Raw genomic sequence first — 21,034 nt, forward strand, 5'->3', positions numbered from 1 at the left:
CTAATTATATATCCAAAAGTGTTGAACATTGTTTTAGAAATAGTAAAAGGACTCATTTTTCAAACTTGGAGTTTTTGGTTTGCTTGAATAGCTGGTGTCCATAAACAGCAACTCCTGCCGCTACAATACTATTCATGATAGCTTCATAAGTAAATCCGAATGAAACACATCCAAATACAAGGGATACTACCGTTAATATCCAAATAATTGACCAGTTGGGAACGTGTGGTGTTTGCTTTAACGCAAAGCCAAGTACCCACAATACTGGAATAAGCATGAAATAATTTTCGTTTAAAAATTGAAGTAGATCCAAATTAACCACCTCCAATACTCATACACTAGTATTTTATGAAGCGAAACATGTCTTGATTGGACAAACATAAAGGTTATTTATAAAAAGGCTGTGTTAAGTCTCAATGTTGATTGGAGTGGAAGGCGCGAAGACTCCTGCGGGAGCAGCGGGACAGTTGAGACCCCGCAGGCCCTATAGCGCCGAGGAGGCTCACCGCCCGCCCCGCGGAAAGCGAAGCGCCTGGAACGGATTTGTCAACATTCTAACAGAGCTTATAAATTAACAAAAATTTTTTTCTTAAGACCATGTCCTTTTTTAACTTTCCCTTATATATAAAAGGTGAAAGGAGGTGAAGGAAAATGGCCCAAGGGATGCTGAAAGACACTCAAATGCGATTGGTATTTGAAACTGGCTTAAATGAAAAGGGGGAACCGGTGTATAAAGGAAAATCATTTAACAACGTGAAGAAAGATGCAACCATTGATCAAATTTATCAGGCAGCACTAGCAATTTCTGGCTTGTGTTCGTATCCACTAAATGCAGTGGAAAGAAATGATAGTTTAGATGTCATTGCCTAAATAAATCAACAGATTTAGAGGATAGGAGGTGAAGAGAATGGCGAAATCTTTGGAATTAACGTTTATAACAGATATTGGGAAATCAGCCCGAGTGTCAATTGAATCACCGAAAGAACCAATTGACACCGTTGTGGTGAAACAGGCAATGGAGCAAATTATTGCTTCTAATGCGTTCTTTACAACAAATGGTAATCTTGCAGCAGTTAGCGGGGCAAGATTGATTGACCGAAACGTAACTGAGTATGAATTATAGGATCTGTTTTGGGGACCGGTTTTCATTCGTGATACCGGTCCTATATTTCTATTAAAAATATTATAGGAAGGAGGAGACAGTGTGGATCAGTTCATACCTTTCATAAGTGATGTGGGGTTTCCGATAGTTGTCACACTCTATTTATTGCATAGAATTGAGGCAAAACTTGATACGGTTGTGTTGTCTATTCAGAGCCTTCCAGACCGCATGAAGGAGGGAACGTAACCGTTGATAATCTTGACTTTTTGGGTAAAAAATGCTAAATTTAATATAGCCGTTTTGCATCGTGTTAGATTTATGCAAAAGCTTGTTCTAATGTTTTGAATACGTTTGGATAAGTATTGATGGTAAAGCTATCAACTTTGTAAACTGGTGAATTTACACAAGGCTTCTGCGATGGAAGCTAATAGGAGGATTTTTTTACATGAAAAATGGTAAAGTAAAATGGTTCAACTCAGAAAAAGGTTTTGGATTCATCGAATCTGAAGATGGAAATGACGTTTTCGTACATTTCTCAGCTATCCAAACTGAAGGTTTTAAAACATTAGAAGAAGGTCAAGAAGTATCTTTCGAAGTAGTTGAAGGTGCTCGTGGACCTCAAGCAGCAAACGTTCAAAAAAAATAATCATTAAAACTAAATGATAACAGCTCAGCCATAGTGGTTGAGCTGTTTTTTGTTGACCCCATAAAAGGCTAGAAGTTTGCTATAATTGTTATCAGTGATAAAGAAGATTTATTAAGAGGTGAAGGGCATGAAGTTTATTCATACGGCTGATTGGCATATTGGCAAGCTTGTTCATGGTGTTTATATGACAAATGATCAACGGGAGGCACTTATTCAGTTCGCTGACCTTGTTGCAGAAGAAAAGCCGGATGCCATTGTAATCGCTGGAGATTTATATGATCGATCTGTTCCGCCTACTGAAGCGGTTGAATTATTAGATGAAGTACTTTATAAACTGAATGTGGAATTAAATACGCCGATTGTGGCTATATCTGGAAACCATGATAGTGCTGAACGCTTATCGTTTGGTAGCTCTTGGTATCGGAATAGCGATTTTTATTTGACGGGGAAGTTATCAACAGCCTTCCAACCTGTTCATATTAATGGAGTTAATTTTTATTTAGTCCCATATGCAGAACCAGGTATTGTTCGAGAATTATTAGATGATGATACAATCCATTCCCATCAAGAGGCGATGAGTGCCATCATTGACAAAATAGAAAAAACAATGAATCATCGGGAACCAAATGTGTTGGTAGGACATGCTTTTGTTTTAGGTGGACTAACTTCGGACTCAGAACGAACATTGTCTGTAGGAGGATCTGGGTGTGTTGGTGCCGATTTGTTTGCCCCATTCTCCTATACGGCTCTTGGCCATCTTCATAGTCCCGACGCACTCCGTCATGATACGGTAAAATACTCAGGATCACTGTTGAAATATTCTTTTTCGGAGGCAAAGCAACAAAAATCTATTTCGATTATTGAAATGAATGACAACGGTCAATTTGAACACCGGTATCATTCGTTAACACCTAGACTCGATATGCGCGAAATGGAAGGCCATTTAGAGGAATTGCTAGACCCAAGCTTCTACGAAAAGCAGAAATGCGATGATTATGTAAAAGTAACCCTATTGGATGACGGAGCATTAATTGATCCAATTAATAAGCTTCGCCAAGTGTACCCGAATGTGCTCCATCTTGAACGAAAAATATCAATTACTGACTTGAAAAAGAAGCTATCACTTTCAGTTGAAAAAGATGAGCAAAAATCAGAACTGGAGCTATTTGAGCAGTTCTACCAAGAAATGACTACTGCTGAATTTACCGCAGAAAAACGTGATGTTGTCGCCGCTGCAATTGAACAAGTGTACAAAGAAGAAGGTGCTTCAAAATGAGGCCGTTAAAGCTGATGATGCAGGCATTCGGACCGTATGCAGGCAAGGAAGATATTGATTTCACGACACTTGGAAATCGTACGATGTTCGTGATATCTGGAAAAACAGGATCTGGGAAGACAACGATTTTTGACGGAATTAGCTATGCCATATACGGCAAGGCGAGCGGTGAGGATCGAAATGGCCCGGAGCTTCGTAGTCAATTTGCAAGTGAAGAGGTCATGACAGAAGTAGCGCTTGAATTTACGCTTCGCAGTAAACGATATTATATTTGGCGGGCACCCCAGCAAAATAAGAAAAAAAAGAGTGGCGACGGTACAACGGTTATCAATGCAAAAGCTGAGCTTTATTTATTTGATGATGAAGGCAAAAAGCAGCTACTCGGGGCAAACGTCCGTGATGTAGATGAGCGGATAAGAGAAATTATGCTGATCGACAGTAATCAGTTCCGGCAAATCTTGATGATTCCACAAGGGGAATTTCGAAAGCTGCTAACATCGGACAGTAAAGACAAGGAACTCATTCTGCAACGTTTATTTCACACTGAAATGTATAAGCGTGTGGAGGAAAAGTTAAAGGAAGAAGCCACTGAATTAAAACGGACCGTTGAAAAACAAATAGAGGAACGGGACATGGCAATTCGCGGAATTCATGTGCTTTCCAATGAAGAACTTAAAAGCTATCTTGAAGCCGAAAGCGTAAATGATACTTTCATTCTACCTCTCCTTAAAGAAGAGATTCAGTCGATGGTCGAAAAACTAACAGAGCTAAAACAGGAAACAGCGAAACAGCAAGAAGAACGTGACATGCTTCAGCAAAGTATTTATGAGGCCGAATTGATCATAAAACAGCTAAAAACCAAGGATGAGCTCTTGAGCAAGAAAGTGGAGCTTGAAAATCAAAAGACCCTGTTTGACCAAAAGGAAGTTGAAGTAGCTCTTGGACAAAAAGCAGCCCTGCTTGCCAAACAAGAGGAAATTTGTCACCACTTAAAGAAAGAATGGGATCAAGCAAAGGCGACATCTGAAGCCATTCAATTCCGGGTTGACAAACTAATATATTCCCTTGAGGAGCACCGTAAACAGCATGAAGCTGAAAAAGCTCGTGAACCTGAACGACTCCAGGCAACAGTAGAAGTAAACCGGTTGCAAATGATGAAGGAAGATGTATACTCTTTTGCAAATATGGAATCACTTGTAAAAAAACTAGAAAAACAGTTAACAGATTCGAAGGAACAACTCGAAAAAACAGAACAGAACTTCAAAAACACAGAAGAATTCTTGAAGAAACTGCAGGAAGAGAAGCAAGATACCGAACATGGTCAGCTTATTTTTCTTGAAAATAAGCGTAAGATTGAGCTGTACGACGACGAGCTTGAACAACTAACGAAGTTCGAAAATATGCAAAAACGCTGGCAACAAGCCACGACAGCATTACAATCAAGTAAAGGTTATTATGAAAATAGTGTGTCGCGATTAAATGATAGTCGAGCACTTGTGGAACAACTTGAGCAAAAATGGCTACACGGCCAAGCTACCATTCTTGCCGGCAAGCTACATGATGGAGAAGCATGTCCGGTCTGTGGGTCAAGTCAACACCCTGCTCCGGCATTAGCGTTAAATGACTCTGTACCAAGTGATGAAGATATTAAAGCAGCAAAACTACAAGCAAGCTCACTTGAAGCAGAAAAAGGAAAGGCAGAATCCGCCTATTACGAAAGGCAGTCTGCTCAAAATTCGATCGGACAATCCATCAATGAATTGCTGCAAGCAATCCTAACTAAGCGTCAGGATTTTACAAACGAACAGCTTGAGCCTGTAAAAGGCAAGATTATAGCTAAGCGTGTTGAACTTCTTAATGAACAAACCAATCTTTCTGTAAAAATAAATAAACTTGATTCTTTGGGTAGTCAGATGGAAACTTACGAAAAAAGTAAGGTGAAGTTGGCAGAAAGTCGCCAACTTTTAATGGAGTCCATCCATGAATTAACCATCCAATTTACTGAAAGAAAAACAACTTTAACGCGAATGGTTGATCAAATTCCAGAGGAGCTTCGGACGGTTGAAGCTTATGAATTCCAAGTTAAACAAGCAATAAAAAACCAGAAAACACTTGAAATAGCATTAGAGAAAGCTCAAAAACAATACCAAGATACAAGAGAATCCTTTGCGACTGAAAAAGCTCGACTTGAAACCGTTCAGAAACAAGTCACTGAGACGGAACAAAAGCTTGATCTTGAGCGGGAGGCATTTAAGCAAAAATTAACCGAACAGGGCTTTGAAAAATATCGTCAATATGAAGAGGCTAAAAGAACAGAGAAACAGTTAAACGAGTTAATCGAAATGGTTCGTGCCTATCGTGAAGAGCTCCGGTCAGTCACAGACCGTTATCATGAATTAGCTGAATTACTCAAGGATGTTAAAGTGCCTGAATTACAAAATTTAAGACAAAATTTTGAGGATATGAATCGACGATTAGAAGCTCTCAATGATGAATTTACAAGCTTATTAATGAAAAAAAGATCGAACGAAGAAATCTTAATAAAGGTGGAACAGCTTAATCAAGGCTTAAAGGCGTTAGAAGAGCGATACAAATTGATTGGACATTTATATGAAATTGCCAAGGGGCAAAACACGTACCGCATTACATTTGAACGGTTTGTGCTGGCAGCCTTTTTAGATGAGATTTTAGCCCAAGCCAATGTTCGCTTAACAAAAATGACGAGTGGTCGATATCAGTTATCAAGGAAGACGGATCGTTCTAAAGGAGCTGGCCAAAGTGGTCTTGAGTTACTAGTGTTCGATCAATATACTGGGCAAGAGCGACATGTTAAAACTCTCTCGGGTGGCGAAAGCTTTAAAGCAGCTCTATCATTAGCATTAGGACTTGCTGAGGTTGTTCAGCATCATGCTGGTGGAGTGTCTTTAGAAACAATGTTTATAGATGAAGGTTTTGGAACCTTGGATCCTGAGTCATTAGACCAAGCAATAGAAGCGTTGATTGACATCCAAAGTAGTGGGAGGCTGGTGGGCATTATTTCCCACGTTCCTGAATTAAAGGAACGGATTGATGCTCGCTTAGAGGTTTTTGCCACTCAATCCGGAAGCCGGACAGAATTTCAATTAATGAACTAACTAGATCTTAAAGTAGGTGAAGGATTTGGAGAAAAGATATTTTACCATCGGGATGGCCGGTCACATCGATCATGGGAAAACTTCCTTGACGAAGGCTTTAACAAACGTAGATACTGACCGATTAAAAGAAGAAAAAGAACGGCAAATTTCAATTGAATTGGGATTTGCTCCACTTTTTGAGGATGATGAAATTCAAATTTCAGTAATCGATGTTCCAGGTCATGAACGATTTATTCGGCAAATGATTGCTGGGGTGGCAGGAATCGACCTTGTTGTGTTAGTGGTAGCCGCAGACGAAGGGGTCATGCCACAAACAAGGGAGCATCTAGATATCCTTGGTTTTTTAGGAATAAAGAATGGCATTGTGGCCATCACAAAAATTGATCGTGTTGATGAAGAGTTTATTGATCTAGTTAAGGACGATATATTTGAAGAATTAACAGGGACGGTGTTTGAGAATTCCCCCTATGTTCTTGTCGACAGCCTCTCTAAAAAGGGAACTGAAGAGCTGAAAAGCCTGATTATTGACACCCTAAAAGATCAGGAAATGCGGGATGCAAAGGGTGCATTTCGGTTGCCAATTGACCAAGTATTTACCGTAAAGGGTCAAGGGACAGTGGTTCGTGGAACGGTCTATGAGGGGACGGTTGAAGAAGGACAAGCACTTATGATAATGCCAAGTGGGATAGAGGTCCGTGCTCGTCAACTACAGGTTCATCACAAGCAGGCAAAAAAGGCCTTCGCAGGGCAACGGGCAGCCATAAACCTTTCAAACGTTTCCAAAGAGGATCTAGAACGTGGTGATGTGGTTGTTTCCTCTGAGCATTTTAATGTAACGAGAACTATCGACGTGGCCATTCGTGTAGTCGAAGATTTAGATTATATGGTAAAACAACGGATGCCGATTAAATGTCATATTGGTACGGCGGAAGTGATGGGCAGAATTGTTTTCTTTGACCGAAATGAGTTAACAGAAGAAAATAGTGAAATCCTGTGCCAACTTCGACTTGAAGAAGAAATTGTGACAAAAAGGGGAGACCGGTTCATTATCCGGCGTCCTAGCCCACAAGAAACGATTGGCGGAGGCTGGGTCATTGATCCAAGAGGAGAGAAATACCGCTTTGGTGTTCAAACAATGGAAGAACTTGAGAAGAAAAAAGTGGGAACACCTAAGGAGCGAATCATCGCTGCCTTAACAGAAGGAAAAAGCCTCATCCTTCCTGAGTTAATTAAAAGAACGGCTTTAATTGAAGAAACTTTATTAGCTGAACTAAAGAGTGACGCGTTCCTTCTATATAATGAGAAGGAATATACGTTAAAATCGTTAGTCTTGTTGATTGAAGATGATCTTTATGATCGATTGGGCGATTTTCATAAGGCGTATCCGATGAAGCAGGGGATCAATAAGGCTGAAATTTTGCAAACGATGCTAAAGTTTTACCCTAAGTCTTTATTGGATTATGTGATTGAACAAGGAGTTACGAATGGAACTTTCGGTCGAAGAGAACAATTTGTTTTCCAAAGCGAGTTTACTCCTCATGTGCCTCAAAACTGGCAAAAACGCACAGAAAATATGCTCCTTGTGATCAAAAAGGAAGGATTAAAGGTCCGTTATTTACAAGACTATTTTAAAGAGGCTGGTATTCCTGAACAGTTAACTGGTGACCTAAGACGATTCCTTATGGAACAAGGCCTAATTGTTCCACTTGATGATCAATATTATTGGCATGGTGATGTGTTTAGGGATTCGGTAGTTGCCATGCAAAGCAAGACGGGTCCTGAATTTGAAGTGGGCGATGCCAAGGAAGTATTGGATCTGTCTCGAAAATATATGATTCCGTTTTTAGAGCGCCTTGATGCAAAAGGGCTTACAAAACGAGTTGAAAATAAACGAGTTTGGCAATAGAGTTAACAAATTAAAAAAGTCGTCATTCTTGGAAAAACAAGAATGACGGCTTTTTTTTAGAAGAGTTGACCGAACAGGGGTGGAAAAAGTGTGGAGCGGTAACAGAAACAAGGAAGTAGTGACCAAAGAGAATGAAAAAAGTGTGGAGCGGTAACAGAAACAAGGAAGTAGTGACCAAAGAGGGTGGAAAAAGTGTGGAACGGTAACTGAGACAAGGAAGTAGTGACCGAAGAGGGTGGAAAAAGTGTGGAGCGGTAACTGAAACAACGAAGTAGTGACCAAAGAGGGTGGAAAAAGTGTGGAGCGGTAACTGAGACAAGGAAGTAGTGACCGAAGAGGGTGGAAAAAGTGTGGAACGGTAGCTGAAACAGAGCATTGGGATCCTGGCAAGAGAATGGGCGATATTTCCCTAAATTGATATTTAAATGATAGGTCATCTATTGGAAATAGTTTGTTCATATATAGATGGTACTTTATAAGAAAGAGGCGATAAACATCCTGTGGAAAGGAATGATTTGAAATGAAAAGCTTAAAAGTATGGATTTTAGAAAAAATAGAGGAAACTGTCGATGGAGAAAAAATGCATGTAATTCAAGTATTTCCAGAGGAAGCCATGGTTGTTCCTACTGGTGAGTGCAGGACTGGCTGGAAATATAAATGGGTATAGAGCTTCATATAAGGACGATGGGAGAGCGGTCCCATCAAAAAAAAGCTGACTCGATTTGGATATCGAGTCAGCTTTTTGATTAGATAATAACGTGTTTTTTTAAAAGTCATTATATCTAGCGCAAGTTGCCTTGCGTTTATTTAATTACTGAATTTGTTTTATTTGAACATTAGTTGGTAAAGGTTTGCGTTTTGAGAATTGCTTCATCATAAGTGAAGGTCCACCTAGATAGAATAAGTATCTCATTTCAATTACCTGTTTTAAGAATGCTGCAATTTTTCCTTTAACGACAACACTACCAACCTTACCAACAGCGTAATGGTCACTAATTGAAGCAACTGATCCTTTGTGGTGGTATTCGAACTCTTTTAACGCTTGTCCACGAAGAGTTGCAACAATGTTCTCTGCACAAACTGGAGCTTGTTGAAGAGCAACCTGTGCAGTTGGAGGAAGTGGTGACTTTTCATCCTTCATGAACATGGCATTATCACCAATACAGAATACGTTTTCTAAGCTTGGAATTCTTAAATATTTGTCAACAACCATTTTACTACGAACTGTTTTCAAACCAGCCTTATCGAAAAGCTCATGTCCGCGAACCCCACAAGACCAGATAAGTGTTTTTGTTGGAATCTCTTCGCCATTAGCGACCTTAACGTAATTTTCTGTGAGCTCAAGGATTTTTGTAGATGTCATAACTTCAACACCATTTTCGATAAGTAATCTTGATGTATAATCAACAGCTGATTTTTCAAATCCTGGTAATACAGTTGGCGCAGCTTCGATGTTTATGATTCTTATTTTATTAAAAGGTACGCTATAAGATTTTGCTAAATCAGGAAGTTTTTCAATCAATTCCCCAACCATCTCAGTACCAGTAAAGCCTGCACCCGCAACAACAAATGTTAAGCGGCTCTCATCCTGGTCTTCTTTATAAAGAGAAAATTGCTTTAGAATATGAGGGAATACAGCCTTAGAGGTTTGGAAGCTTCTAAGGTTAAAAGCATGTTCCTTTATTCCAGGAGTCCCGAATGTTTCAACTGCAAATCCCAGTGCAATAAGTAGATAGTCGTAGTTTACGGATTCTCCGCCTTCTAAAAGAATATTCTTCTGATCAAAGTCAAACGAAGCAACAGTAGCTTTCTTAAAAGTAACTTTACTTTGATCAATTAGTTCACGAATTTGCATCGTAATTTTATCGTCCGGCGCTGTCCCTGCACAAGTTTTGTGTAACTGTGTTGTAACATAATGATAATCATGTTTATTAATCAGTGTAACATCCGCTTCGCCGGGTTTAAGTAATTTTTCAAGATTCTTTGATGTCATGATTCCGCCGTAGCCTGCACCTAATATTACGATTTTTGGTTTTGCCATAATAATCTTCCCCTTTAAAAATGATATGTATCCGAATATGTGAATCGGTTCACAAGAGTATCGAAAAAATAAGGGCAAAATCAATATTACTCATGTGAATCCTTTCACAATAACTATAGATATAGCTTACGATATTCATAGTTTTTGTTCAAGGTATATTCCGGTAATATTTGTGACAATTTGTTAAATTAATAAATAACAATAAAAAACCAAAAAAGTTACCCAAAAGTTATCCAATATTACACAAAATAATATAATAAGTAAAAATTGGTGTAAGGCGTTTTCAAAATTAATAAACAACTACATAATATTTGAGCAGTGCTAAATCAAATAAAAAAACGCTTATTCGTTAGAATAAGCGTTAATTGATTAAGCGTTAACAGGAGTTGCTTCTTTTTTGCGCATTGCTTCTGGAATGTAGACGCAGAATGGTTCACTTTCCATGTAGTCACCAGTCATTCCGTAAGCTCTTGAACGTGATCCACCACAAACTTTATTGAATTCACATACTCCGCATTTTCCTTTGTAATTGTCAGGATTTCGTAAATCCCTAAGAACAGGAGATTCACGGTAAATCTCAGCCAATGGCTTTTCACGAACATTACCTACTACTATTGGAAGTAGACCGCTTGGCAATACTTCACCAATATGGGAAACGAAGATAAAACCAACACCATCGTTAACCCCTTTAGGCGCACGTTTTAATCCGTCAACCTTAGATGCCCCATCTTTTGTTAATGTATCTTCATAATTAATTTCGTGCTTGTCCACACCATCAACATGCTCTCGTGCTTTTTGTTGGAAAACTACGCGACGGTAATGTTGTGATGCAGTTGTTTTAATATCAAAAGGAGCTGTTTTGCTCAAATCATATAACCAGCGAAATACCTTTTCATGTTCAGCCGGTGTGATACAAGCATCTGCTTGGCCACGTCCAGTTGGTACAAGTAAGAAGATATACCACATTACGGCACCCAACTCGGCAACTAGTTTGGCCATTTCTTCAAGATGATCATAATTATAGCGAGAAATAACAGTATTTATTTGTAATGGCATACCCATTTCAACCAATTCACGAATTTTTTGAACGGTTAAATCGAATGAACCAGGAGTGCCACGGAAAAGGTCATGAATTTCTGGAGTTGGTCCGTCTAGGCTGAAACCCCAACGGGATAGGCCTACATCTTTTGCGCGCTGCATTTTTTCCTTAGTCACATTATCTGTGGCACTTGGAACCATGGATACACGCATGCCTTTTTTCACTGCATAGTCAGCAAGTTCGAATAGGTCTTCTCGCATCATACAATCTCCACCGGTAAAAACAAGCATTGGATTATTCATTTCATAGATTTGGTCGATAAGATTTATGCCTTCTTCATGATTTAATTCACGAGGATCAGGCGTAACCTGCGCATCTGCTCTGCAGTGTACACATTTCAATTGGCAGGCTCTTGTAACTTCCCAAATAACAATAAACGGATTTTCATTATAATCGATTGTACTAGCAGCACTATGTGGGTGGCCGCCTGGATGGCCCATACTATGTGGATGTCCCATTCCTTGTGGATGTCCGTTATTTTGCATATTTATCACCAAACCTTACTTGTTATTGTGTCAACCACTATTGTCATGCAGTTTAACATTTTTTCTTTTGCTTCTTTCATTATAGTGTGAGAAAAAGCATGTGACGGTGTTGTTTATTACAATATTGCTACAGAAATGAACCGATTTTGTGAACATAAATATCCGACTACTCCTTTATAAGCGAGAGAGCGAATTCTAGACGCTGGTAATACTGAATTGTAAAATAGAATTATTAGTTTTCTATAATTTAAACATTTTTTCGACAGGGAAAGAGGAGAGGGTTTGTGACTTATATTGAAAAAGGAACAAAGGAATATGGAAGGGCAAGTTTTGCATTATTTCTTGGCGGGTTTGTTACGTTTGCGATTCTTTACACCACTCAACCATTGATGCCGGTTTTTGCAAAGGAGTTTCATGTAACTGCACCAATCGCAAGTCTTACCTTATCATCCTCTACAGGTGTAATGGCGATTGCCATGTTATTATCTGCAACATTAGCTGATGCTATCGGTAAAAAAAGACTGATGGTTTTATCGATGTTTTCCACTTCCATTCTCGGACTAATAACTGCTTTTAGTCCCAACTTTTTGCTTCTGTTGTTATTACGAGCCATGCTTGGTTTGTTTATTGCAGGTATTCCTTCGATTGCAATGGCATATGTCGCAGAAGAATTTAACCCTTCTGGCATTGGAAAAATTATGGGGCTTTATATTAGCGGTACAAGTATTGGTGGGCTTGCAGGAAGAATGATCATTAGCACACTAACAGATATTTTTTCATGGAGACTGGCCCTAATCGTTGTGGGAGTGATGACATTTTTTTTAAGTATTGCTTTTTTGTTAACTCTTCCGTCATCCCGTCATTCCGTGAATAAGAAGCTAAATTGGAAACAGGCTTGGGATGCCTATAAAGGGCATTTCAGGAATAGACAATTAATGTATTTGGTTTTGTTATCCTTTTTATTAATGGGTAGTTTTGTCACCCTATTTAATTATATTGGTTTCTTACTTGTTGAAGCACCTTATCATTTAAGCCAGACTGTGGTTGGCTTCATCTTTATTGTGTATTTGTTCGGAACCTTCAGCTCGATTTATATGGGGAAAAAGGCTGATGAATTTGGTTCTTCGTTGATTTTGAAAGTCTCGCTTGGAATTATGTTGGGCGGAGCAATCTTTACCACCATACCTTTGTTAATCGGAAAAATCATTGGCATTTCGATTTTTTCATTTGGTTTCTTTGCAAGCCACTCTGTTGCCAGTACATGGGTAGGTGACTGTGCGGGGAAAAATAAAGCGCAGGCCTCCTCGTTATATCTCCTTTTATACTACCTTGGATCAAGTATTGTCGGGTCTGTCGGTGGTTATTTTTGGTTACATTTTGATTGGATTGGTTTAATTACATTTATTTCAATTTTATTGATGATTGGGATCTTACTGGTAGCTCTCGCCCAGAAGGAGGAACGAATCCCTGTGTATCAGGCTTTTTTGAAAAAATAGATCCGATTTCGTTTTTTTCTTTTCCTAAGAATATCCCCATAAGAGGTTTAAACCCTAGTGGATGTGGTTAAAGTTCTCATTAGGGATATTTTTCAAGGAGGGATTATCACTTGGATACTACATTTAATGAAATGGATTCGATTTTTCAACGAACGAAACAGGCCTTAGTAGAGTTTATGGGGATCATCACACCAATCATTAATGATGCGAAAGATGATCACGAGCGCCTTTATTGGCACCATATTTATGAAGAAGAAGAACATCGCTCAGATCGATTGGAACTCCTCTTACCAAAGCTCCAGCAACTCATCCACAATGAAATGAATATCTCAGATCATCAAGCTGATTTTATTCACCTCTTGCAGGATATAAGTTTGGAGAAATTTGGGTTACATAATTTTTTAGAGCATTTAGATTTGTCACTTTTTCAGTTTAAAGGAACGGAATTCGAACCAAAAATCCAATCATTAAGAGATTTTACCTATGATGACTATCAACAAATGAAAGTCATTTTGGAAAGATTAAATCAGGAATTTAAAGGTGGTATTCAATTAAATACCTCGATTCCAACCGATGAAAAAGAAGGGGCTGGATCGAATCTAAAAATTGAGGCTTATACGCACAATTTTTCATCGGGTCAGTCACAGCCAAAACAGACTGTAAGAAAAGCCTTAACGGTTGGCAGTTTAAAACTACAATAAAAGGATCGTGATTCATTTGGATAAAACGACACAATTTCCCGATTCTCCCTTATCAAGAGAGGAATGGACTGAGCTTGACCAAACTGTTTTTGAAAGTGTAAAAAAGCAGTTGGTTGGTAGGAGATTTATTGATATATATGGACCTCTTGGCGAAGGGGTTCAATCTGTTACAAATGATATTTATGATTCACCTGAACAAGGTGCAATCAGTTTTCACGGCGAGGATTCTCAGCTTTCTATTCCATCAAGAAGGGTTACCTTGACCATTCCGATGTTGTATAAGGATTTTATTTTATATTGGCGTGATATTCAGCAGGCAAAAACTTTAGGGAGCCCAATCGATTTTTCAGCTTCTGCCAATGCCGCACAGCAAAGTGCATTGCTTGAAGATGATCTAATTTTTAACGGTTCAAAGGAATTTCAGCTTCAAGGGATTATGAATGTAAAGGGAAAACTTTCGCACATTCGTAGCGATTGGATGGAATCTGGAAATGCCTTTAGTGATGTGGTTGAAGCGCGTAACAAATTATTGAGGATGGGACATACTGGACCATATGCACTGGTGTTGTCACCGGAGTTGTATGCGCTTGTTCATCGGGTTCATCAAGGAACGCATGTATTAGAAATCGAGCATGTTCGTGAATTGATGACAGCAGGTGTCTATCAGTCCCCAATGATAAAAAGTGGTACAGGGGTTGTTTTAGATGCGGGGAAACAGAATCTTGATCTTGCGATTGCCAGTGATTATGACACGGTGTTTTTAGATCTTGATAACTTGAATTACCATTATCGAGTATACGAAGCGATTGTCCCACGGATCAAGCGGCCTACAGCCATTTGTACGTTGGAGGATTTTGATGAATAATACTTGTAGAAACTTAAAAAACAGCAGGAATGAATTCATTCCTGCTGTGCTTCTTTAGGCAATTGTATATACTTTTTCTTCGGAATAAATCAAAGTAGTGTCCACTTCTTTTTTTGCTGCTGGAAGTCCAATATCATCAATAATCAATCTAGCTTCTTCGACGAAAATACAAGTTGAAGAACCACAGTTAATCTCACATAATCGTTTTAAAAATTTTAACTTTTCAGCTGTTTTTGTTGTTTTGTATGCTTGATTATTAAGCTCATATATTTTTTTATGCTTAGGCTCGTGAAGCAACCCAAGCTCAGTTATGTTTGCAATTAAGTGCTGCTGATCTTCTGTCACAAAACTGATTGAATAGATGGATGAGCCGATTAAATCAATATTGGTGATAACTGCGTGTTGATATTCTTCACCAGTGCGTAGACGAAGAGTATTAACTTCAATCACGCCACCAATTTTTCTTTCATTTGTGATTAATTTATGGATGTCTTTTAGGCCATTTATTTGATAAGTCATGTTGTAGACCTCCTAAGATGAGAATGAATCTATTTAATTGATAATGATTATCACTATTAGTATAGATTTATTTTACTAGGAAGCAAGGAATCGGTCAATGGATTTTTAAGTGTCAATTTTGTTAACAATGTTGTGTAAAAAGGGGGCTAGACAGTGAAAAAATTAACCGTAGGATCCATGAAAGGTAACACCATTAGGGATTTAATAACATTCCCTAGTCTAAAGAACAAACCGTCAATTAAGGATATGAATATTAAGCGGATTATGAAAATAGAACAAAATCAGTCTAGTTACCAGCTCGAAGTAAAAAAAGACCAAACGATTTTAGATGCAGCCCTGGAGCAAGGAGTCCCATTGGATTATAAATGTCAAAAAGGGACTTGTGGTCGGTGTAAGGTGAAAATTGTAAATGGATCAGCCTTGCTGCAACCGGCAAATCATCTCGAAAAGACAAAACTTCAGCACTTACTCCAACAAGAATTCCGCCTCGCTTGCCAAACAAAAGCAAAATAAAAAATGATTTAACGCGTTAAACTACTATTGAGTGCCTGACCCCCGGTGCGGTGCTGCTTTAAAGTGCCACGCCGAGGGTCAGGCATCCTTGTTTTCATCCCTATTTATACCAGCCTAATTCTAATGATATTTCCTCAGCTGCTTGCACAATTGAGATAGCAGTTTCTTCTAAAATGTGATTTTTTACATTCCGTCCAGAAATCAAGACACTAATCGCTGCCACAGTCTTTTCCTCCCAGGAGAAAATGGGTACCGCAATTTCGGTAAAACCCTCCTTAATCTCACCGACAGTGATAGAAAAACCATGTTTTTTTATCGTTTTTAACTCCGATTCTAATCCTTCCTTTGAAAGGTTATTATCATCCTTTAGTAGTGAGTTTATTAATTTTTCTTTTAACGATAAAGGAAGGTGGGCTAATAACACTTTATTGGCAGAACCGATATGAAGGGGATTTCTCATCAGTTCGGGTTCAATAATTTGGGCTGTTTTAGAAGCTACTGTATCAACGATGATTCCTTCCGTTCCTTCTAAAACCGATAGACAGACACAGTGGTTTGTTTTTTGGGCTAGTTTTTCCATGATTGGGAGCGAACAAGGATACGCTGCTAAACTATTTCTTAAAGCGTAGCCCATTTGAATGATGCTAAAACTTAACCGGAATTTCTTCGTTTCTTTACTTTTGTAAACTAATCTAGCTTCCGAAAGAGACGACAACAATCTATGAACCGTTTGAACAGGTATATTTAACTTTCGACTAATTTCGGTGGCACTCCATTCTTCCTTATCATTTTCTGGTTGGATTGCTTCAAGAAGTTCCATTGATTTATGAATTACACTGGACAAAGTCTTCACTTCCTTCACTTTTATCTATTTTAAAAATAAACCTTTTTACAGGACAGGTATTGTAAAAAACGAAACAAATGTTAATTTTTGGTACGAAATCCGCCTAATGTATGAAATTAACATAAAAATCTAACATACTTTTTGTAAAAATCCCGATAGTCAAGAAACAAAAGTTGCGAATGCCTATATTTTTTGTGACTATACTCTTATCTAAGGATTTTGGAGGGGGTATTTTAATAAATGGCCGTTAAACAAGGACAAATCAGTGCAGTAGTATCCGAAATTAAAGCTGAATCTCCAAAGGTAAAACGGTTCAGGCTCAAATCAAAAGATGGAACCGCATTGCCAAAGTTTAGTGGAGGTTCCCATATTACTACATCCATAAATCATAATCATCAGCTAATCGAACGCCACTACTCATTAACCAATGACCCTATGAAAACAGACTACTATGAAATCGCCATTAATCGGAGTGATCAGTCAAAAGGAGGTTCTGTTTTTTGGCATGATGAGGTGGAAATAGGGAAACAGCTTGAGATTAGTTATCCCAAAAATCATTTTCCCTTGAGTTTCCAGGCAAAACATCATATCTTTTTTGCGGCAGGAATAGGGATTACCCCTTTTTTAGCGATGGCTGCTGAGTTAAAAAGGAAGGGGAAAACATTTAAAATCCATTATGCTGCGCCTTCCCAAGCCACCTGTGCATATTTTGAGTTTCTTATTTCGAATTATCCTGATGAAACCAATTTTTATTTTTCTGATCAGCAGAACCGAATGAAGTCAGAAATTATGAAAGTACAGCCGATTGGGACTCATGTTTATTTTTGCGGACCAGAATCGATGGTACACCAGTATGTTGAGGACGCGAAGACTTTTGGTTACCATGATCAAAGTATTCATTTTGAGTTGTTTACTCCACCAGATTTCGGTCCGACTCAACGGTTTCAGGTAATATTAAATAAAAGCAATAAGGTGCTGAATGTTGGTGAAGATGAAAGCTTACTAGAGGTCCTTTTAAAGAATGGGATTCAAGCGCCCTACTCATGTAAAATAGGGGGCTGCGGAAGTTGTGGGTTGGATGTGCTTGAAGGCAAAGTGGAGCATAGGGATGTTTTTCTAACAGACCAAGAGAAAAAAGAAAATGATGTTATGTTAACTTGTGTTTCAAGAGGAAAAAATAATTGTATTGTCTTAGATATTTAAATGGGATTATTAACTAACAAATTCATATTCACTTTGGCTTAAACATTGATTTTACCACTTGTTTTTATTATTTATTGGTTGAGTGGAAGGCGCGAAGACTCCTGCGGGAGCAGCGGGACAGGTGAGACCCCGCAGGCGCTTAAGCGCCGAGGAGGCTCACCGCCCGCCCCGCGGAAAGCAAAGCGCCTGGAACGGAAATCAACAGACCTATTAAACACTATTTATTAATAATTATTAATAAAATCATAAAAAAATTAACCTGGTGAATCACTTGAATTTTTAGGCGAAATAATAGACTGTCGAGAGTTTAACGACAGCCTTAGCTGGCTCATGCCAGCTTTTTTCGTCTTTGGAGGGGGAAGGACGTCATAAAAAAAACCCTCTAAAGAAGAGGGTTTATTCTAACAATGAAATATAGTGTTTTGTGGTTGGACCCAATTCCGTTGAATCGGTCAGCATGTTTAGTGCATCAGTCACAGTAATCCGGCGATATGTCTCCATTACACCCCCATCAGAAACTAACGACTGTCTGTTTTTAGAAAATTGATTGTAAAGATCTGTTGAAATCCCTTTCGTTCTCTTTAAGGAATCAAGAACATAATTCTCTGTATTTGAACAGTTCCTTACACTTACATCTCCATGTTGGACTCTTCCGTTAGGAGAATAGGCAAGCGCACTAATAATCCGCTTGTTCGCACTGCTAACTGTTTCACGCAAAAACGTCGCCGTCGCAGCAGGAATGTCCTCGACGATTAAGCGAGTGATACCACGGTCATTTATCGCCTCTAGGATCTGTTCAGGATCATCCTCAACAATAACCTCCTTGTTTGGTGGCCAAATATCCATCCAGTAATGGTCCATATGCCAATTGTCTATGTGAAAAATAAAGAAATCGGGATAAATCCAGAGTTTGTCGGCTCCATACCCTAACTGTGACCGATGAAAATCATAGAAACTCGTGATTGCTGCCATAAGCAGGCCGCTTACGCCTGCGCTACCACCTGGTCGCCGAACTACAATTCCAATCCGATCCTGTTTATTGAAGCCAGGAAAAACATCTGCGATTGAAGCAGGATGTTCGTTTATTTTGATTGAGAAATCTGCCGAGCTAATTGATTTTGTCGTATGCATGGATTATCACTCCTTTCCCTTTATTATCCACATAAAATCGATCATTTTTATTGCATTGTCAGTGTTCCTTACATGAAACTTCATTTCATCTCAATGTCCGGGAAAACCGGATTTCATTTTATCTGTGGATGTGTGAATATAAGGTCATCCCAATAACATTTTCAATTTTAAGAAAAATCAAAACTTGGACACAGGGATAAAAAACACTAAAAACTATAGGGGTGAAGGAAAATGAGTGAAAAAACCGTAACCAAAACAGAAAAGTACAATTATTTGAGTCAAAAGCCTGGAGTGCAGTTAATCAAAGCAGGAACTTATGCAAAGAAAGAATTAAATGGTCTGCTTGGAATTCCGGCATTAAAAAGTCAAATTATTGACGTACCCATCTGTTCAAAAGATAACGCATTATCACTTGGATATTTCTCGATGCAGCCGTCAGAGGATTTTGAATTCACGTATACCTACTTAGAAGTTAAAGTCATTTTGAGTGGAAAGATTGTCGTCCGTGACGATCATGGAGTCAAGTATGTGGCAGAGGTGGGAGATGTTTTAATCTTTACTCCAGAAACAACGGTCATCTTTGATAAAGAAAGTGATGGAGAGGCAATTTATACTGGGCACCGACTGCCTGAACCTTCATTTATGTAATATTAGTCAACTTTCAAAGAGTGTAAAAGTGGGCAATCGAGATCATTCACAAATGGTGATTCTCGGTTGCCTTAACCGTTACTTTTATAAAAAAAGGAGTGAAGTGAATTGGCAATCGAAAATACAGTTTTAAATGAAGGAGTTATGGAAATTCCAAACTGGTGGAAGTGTCCAACTGGTTATGAGAGCTTGCATGAAAGGGCACACGCGCTCGGGAAAAAAGAATTGCTACCGCGGGCATCAATTTCTGATCAGAAAAGCATTTACCCGACTAATAGTTTAAAGGCAATCGCTGAGGCTGGTTTTGGTGCAGTAACAATTCCCGTTGAGGAAGGCGGTCTTGGGAAAGGATTTACAGGATTTGCGGTGTTAGCTGAAAGTTTTGCCCAATACTGTGCATCTTCTACTATGTGTTGGGTCATGCATACTGCTGCAGTCCAAACACTTTATTCCGCAGGTACGATTGAACAGAGACAACGATTTATCCCAGGTGTACTCAAAGGAGAAATTGGAGCATTAGCATTTAGTGAACCAGCAACTGGGGGGCATTTTTGGAATGTGGTTAGTTCTGCTCCAAGGAATGGTCAAGGGTATTTATTAAATGCTGATAAATCATTTGTCACCAGCGCTGGTGAAGCAAATTGGTATATCGTTTGCACAAGTTACCCTGATAGTGTCGAAGCGGATAAGCTTATGTTCCTAATTGTTGATAAGGATCAGGATGGGGTCGAATGTTTTCCTTATTCAGCCATGGGCTTGCGTGGTAATTCCAGCGGTCCAATGAAATTCAAAGATGTGTATGTTCCTCGCAATAATCTCCTTGGAAGTGAAGGTGGGATGCTCTATTTTAATGATAATGTTATAGATCCGTTGTTTTTATTAGGGACTTCAGCATGCTGGATAGGGATTGCGCAAGGAGCGCTGAACGCGGCCTTAGATGGGGCAAAGAAAAAAGTTCACGCAGATACTGGAAAGTCAGTTTCTGGTTATCAAGTTATCAGGCATGAACTGGCTAAAGCTCAAATCTTAATTGACAGTGCTAAAAGTATGCTTTATCGAACCTCTGAAGCAATGGATCAGAGCCTAGCTGATGGTCAAACATTATCTACTTGTTTATACCCGCTTTGGGAGTTGAAAACGTACGCTGCCGATATGGTTATCCAAGTAACCAATCAAGCGCTCCAAATTTCAGGTGGTAGAGGTTATTTAACTGGTCAAATTGAAAAATTTGTCCGTGATGGTCGTGCCGGAGCCTTAATGGGGCCAACTAATGAAATTTTACGTGAATGGATTGGTCTCACTTTAATTGAAGCACCGTGGTTTGAATAGTGGAGAAAAAATATTAAGCATTTATAACCTTCAAAAATGAACAAGGAAAGGAGAACAATATGGGTCGTTTTTTTAAAGGGAGAGGTCCTCAGTTTC

21 protein-coding genes are annotated in these 21,034 nt (G+C 38.9%); 15 read left to right on the forward strand and 6 right to left on the reverse strand.

Annotated elements, in window-relative coordinates; genetic code table 11:
* Positions 1-52: 52 nt before the first annotated feature.
* Positions 53-322, reverse strand: a complete 270-nt coding sequence (locus tag B1NLA3E_RS08050; RefSeq protein ID WP_236619615.1) for a phage holin family protein — start codon at positions 320-322, stop codon at positions 53-55.
* Between the two features lie 329 nt (positions 323-651).
* Here B1NLA3E_RS08050 and B1NLA3E_RS08055 point away from each other — a divergent pair, with 329 nt between their 5' ends.
* The 8 genes from B1NLA3E_RS08055 to B1NLA3E_RS25225 all read left to right on the forward strand — a co-directional run bounded on the left by B1NLA3E_RS08055 (position 652) and on the right by B1NLA3E_RS25225 (position 8,731).
* Entirely contained in the window at positions 652-870 is a 219-nt protein-coding gene (locus tag B1NLA3E_RS08055; protein WP_015593342.1) for a DUF1659 domain-containing protein, read from the forward strand.
* Between the two features lie 37 nt (positions 871-907).
* A complete protein-coding gene (locus B1NLA3E_RS08060; protein ID WP_015593343.1) occupies positions 908-1,123 on the forward strand; it encodes a DUF2922 domain-containing protein in 216 nt (71 codons plus the stop codon).
* An 81-nt stretch (positions 1,124-1,204) separates the two neighbouring features.
* On the forward strand, positions 1,205-1,348 hold the full coding sequence (locus B1NLA3E_RS08065) for a YvrJ family protein (protein ID WP_015593344.1): 144 nt from the start codon (positions 1,205-1,207) through the stop codon (positions 1,346-1,348).
* Positions 1,349-1,547: 199 nt separating this feature from the next.
* Complete coding sequence (locus tag B1NLA3E_RS08070) at positions 1,548-1,748, forward strand: cold-shock protein (protein WP_015593345.1); 201 nt, start codon at positions 1,548-1,550, stop codon at positions 1,746-1,748.
* Between the two features lie 127 nt (positions 1,749-1,875).
* On the forward strand, positions 1,876-3,024 hold the full coding sequence (locus B1NLA3E_RS08075) for an exonuclease SbcCD subunit D (protein WP_041580394.1): 1,149 nt from the start codon (positions 1,876-1,878) through the stop codon (positions 3,022-3,024).
* Positions 3,021-6,158, forward strand: a complete 3,138-nt coding sequence (locus tag B1NLA3E_RS08080) for an AAA family ATPase (protein WP_015593347.1) — start codon at positions 3,021-3,023, stop codon at positions 6,156-6,158. Before B1NLA3E_RS08075 ends, B1NLA3E_RS08080 begins: the two co-directional genes overlap by 4 nt.
* Positions 6,159-6,183: 25 nt before the next feature.
* Positions 6,184-8,064, forward strand: coding sequence for a selenocysteine-specific translation elongation factor (gene selB / locus B1NLA3E_RS08085; RefSeq protein ID WP_083935064.1), 1,881 nt, complete (start codon positions 6,184-6,186; stop codon positions 8,062-8,064).
* Positions 8,065-8,584: 520 nt separating this feature from the next.
* Positions 8,585-8,731: a hypothetical protein gene (locus B1NLA3E_RS25225; RefSeq protein ID WP_187292162.1), complete on the forward strand. Its 147-nt coding sequence runs from the start codon at positions 8,585-8,587 to the stop codon at positions 8,729-8,731.
* Between the two features lie 144 nt (positions 8,732-8,875).
* Here the strand turns inward: B1NLA3E_RS25225 and B1NLA3E_RS08090 are convergent, their stop codons facing one another.
* Both B1NLA3E_RS08090 and B1NLA3E_RS08095 read right to left on the reverse strand, forming a co-directional pair.
* The gene (locus B1NLA3E_RS08090; RefSeq protein WP_015593349.1) at positions 8,876-10,105 is read right to left on the reverse strand and encodes an NAD(P)/FAD-dependent oxidoreductase; all 1,230 of its coding nucleotides are present in this window, start codon (positions 10,103-10,105) and stop codon (positions 8,876-8,878) included.
* A 369-nt stretch (positions 10,106-10,474) separates the two neighbouring features.
* Positions 10,475-11,644, reverse strand: a complete 1,170-nt coding sequence (locus B1NLA3E_RS08095; protein WP_015593350.1) for a TIGR04053 family radical SAM/SPASM domain-containing protein — start codon at positions 11,642-11,644, stop codon at positions 10,475-10,477.
* 329 nt (positions 11,645-11,973) lie between these two features.
* Here B1NLA3E_RS08095 and B1NLA3E_RS08100 point away from each other — a divergent pair, with 329 nt between their 5' ends.
* The 3 genes from B1NLA3E_RS08100 to B1NLA3E_RS08110 all read left to right on the forward strand — a co-directional run bounded on the left by B1NLA3E_RS08100 (position 11,974) and on the right by B1NLA3E_RS08110 (position 14,751).
* The gene (locus B1NLA3E_RS08100; RefSeq protein ID WP_015593351.1) at positions 11,974-13,185 is read left to right on the forward strand and encodes an MFS transporter; all 1,212 of its coding nucleotides are present in this window, start codon (positions 11,974-11,976) and stop codon (positions 13,183-13,185) included.
* A gap of 110 nt (positions 13,186-13,295) precedes the next feature.
* Entirely contained in the window at positions 13,296-13,886 is a 591-nt protein-coding gene (locus tag B1NLA3E_RS08105) for an IMEF encapsulin system ferritin-like cargo protein (RefSeq protein ID WP_015593352.1), read from the forward strand.
* Between the two features lie 16 nt (positions 13,887-13,902).
* On the forward strand, positions 13,903-14,751 hold the full coding sequence (locus B1NLA3E_RS08110; RefSeq protein ID WP_015593353.1) for a family 1 encapsulin nanocompartment shell protein: 849 nt from the start codon (positions 13,903-13,905) through the stop codon (positions 14,749-14,751).
* A gap of 54 nt (positions 14,752-14,805) precedes the next feature.
* Here B1NLA3E_RS08110 and B1NLA3E_RS08115 read toward each other — a convergent pair whose 3' ends face one another.
* On the reverse strand, positions 14,806-15,270 hold the full coding sequence (locus B1NLA3E_RS08115; protein ID WP_015593354.1) for a hypothetical protein: 465 nt from the start codon (positions 15,268-15,270) through the stop codon (positions 14,806-14,808).
* A 153-nt stretch (positions 15,271-15,423) separates the two neighbouring features.
* On the opposite strand from B1NLA3E_RS08115, the gene B1NLA3E_RS08120 reads away from it, so the two are divergent.
* Complete coding sequence (locus tag B1NLA3E_RS08120) at positions 15,424-15,783, forward strand: 2Fe-2S iron-sulfur cluster-binding protein (RefSeq protein ID WP_015593355.1); 360 nt, start codon at positions 15,424-15,426, stop codon at positions 15,781-15,783.
* Between the two features lie 100 nt (positions 15,784-15,883).
* Here the strand turns inward: B1NLA3E_RS08120 and B1NLA3E_RS08125 are convergent, their stop codons facing one another.
* Positions 15,884-16,627, reverse strand: a complete 744-nt coding sequence (locus B1NLA3E_RS08125) for an IclR family transcriptional regulator domain-containing protein (protein ID WP_041580396.1) — start codon at positions 16,625-16,627, stop codon at positions 15,884-15,886.
* Between the two features lie 240 nt (positions 16,628-16,867).
* On the opposite strand from B1NLA3E_RS08125, the gene B1NLA3E_RS08130 reads away from it, so the two are divergent.
* Positions 16,868-17,830: a PDR/VanB family oxidoreductase gene (locus tag B1NLA3E_RS08130; RefSeq protein ID WP_015593357.1), complete on the forward strand. Its 963-nt coding sequence runs from the start codon at positions 16,868-16,870 to the stop codon at positions 17,828-17,830.
* Between the two features lie 396 nt (positions 17,831-18,226).
* Here B1NLA3E_RS08130 and B1NLA3E_RS08135 read toward each other — a convergent pair whose 3' ends face one another.
* Complete coding sequence (locus B1NLA3E_RS08135; RefSeq protein WP_015593358.1) at positions 18,227-18,961, reverse strand: hypothetical protein; 735 nt, start codon at positions 18,959-18,961, stop codon at positions 18,227-18,229.
* A 231-nt stretch (positions 18,962-19,192) separates the two neighbouring features.
* On the opposite strand from B1NLA3E_RS08135, the gene B1NLA3E_RS08140 reads away from it, so the two are divergent.
* Complete coding sequence (locus B1NLA3E_RS08140) at positions 19,193-19,609, forward strand: cupin domain-containing protein (RefSeq protein WP_015593359.1); 417 nt, start codon at positions 19,193-19,195, stop codon at positions 19,607-19,609.
* Between the two features lie 108 nt (positions 19,610-19,717).
* Positions 19,718-20,938 carry an acyl-CoA dehydrogenase family protein gene (locus tag B1NLA3E_RS08145; RefSeq protein WP_015593360.1) on the forward strand — a complete coding sequence of 407 codons (1,221 nt, stop codon included), beginning with the start codon at positions 19,718-19,720 and terminating at the stop codon, positions 20,936-20,938.
* Positions 20,939-21,034: the final 96 nt, after the last annotated feature.

This window comes from Bacillus sp. 1NLA3E (genome assembly GCF_000242895.2).
In the GTDB taxonomy this organism is placed as follows: domain Bacteria; phylum Bacillota; class Bacilli; order Bacillales; family Cytobacillaceae; genus Bacillus_BU.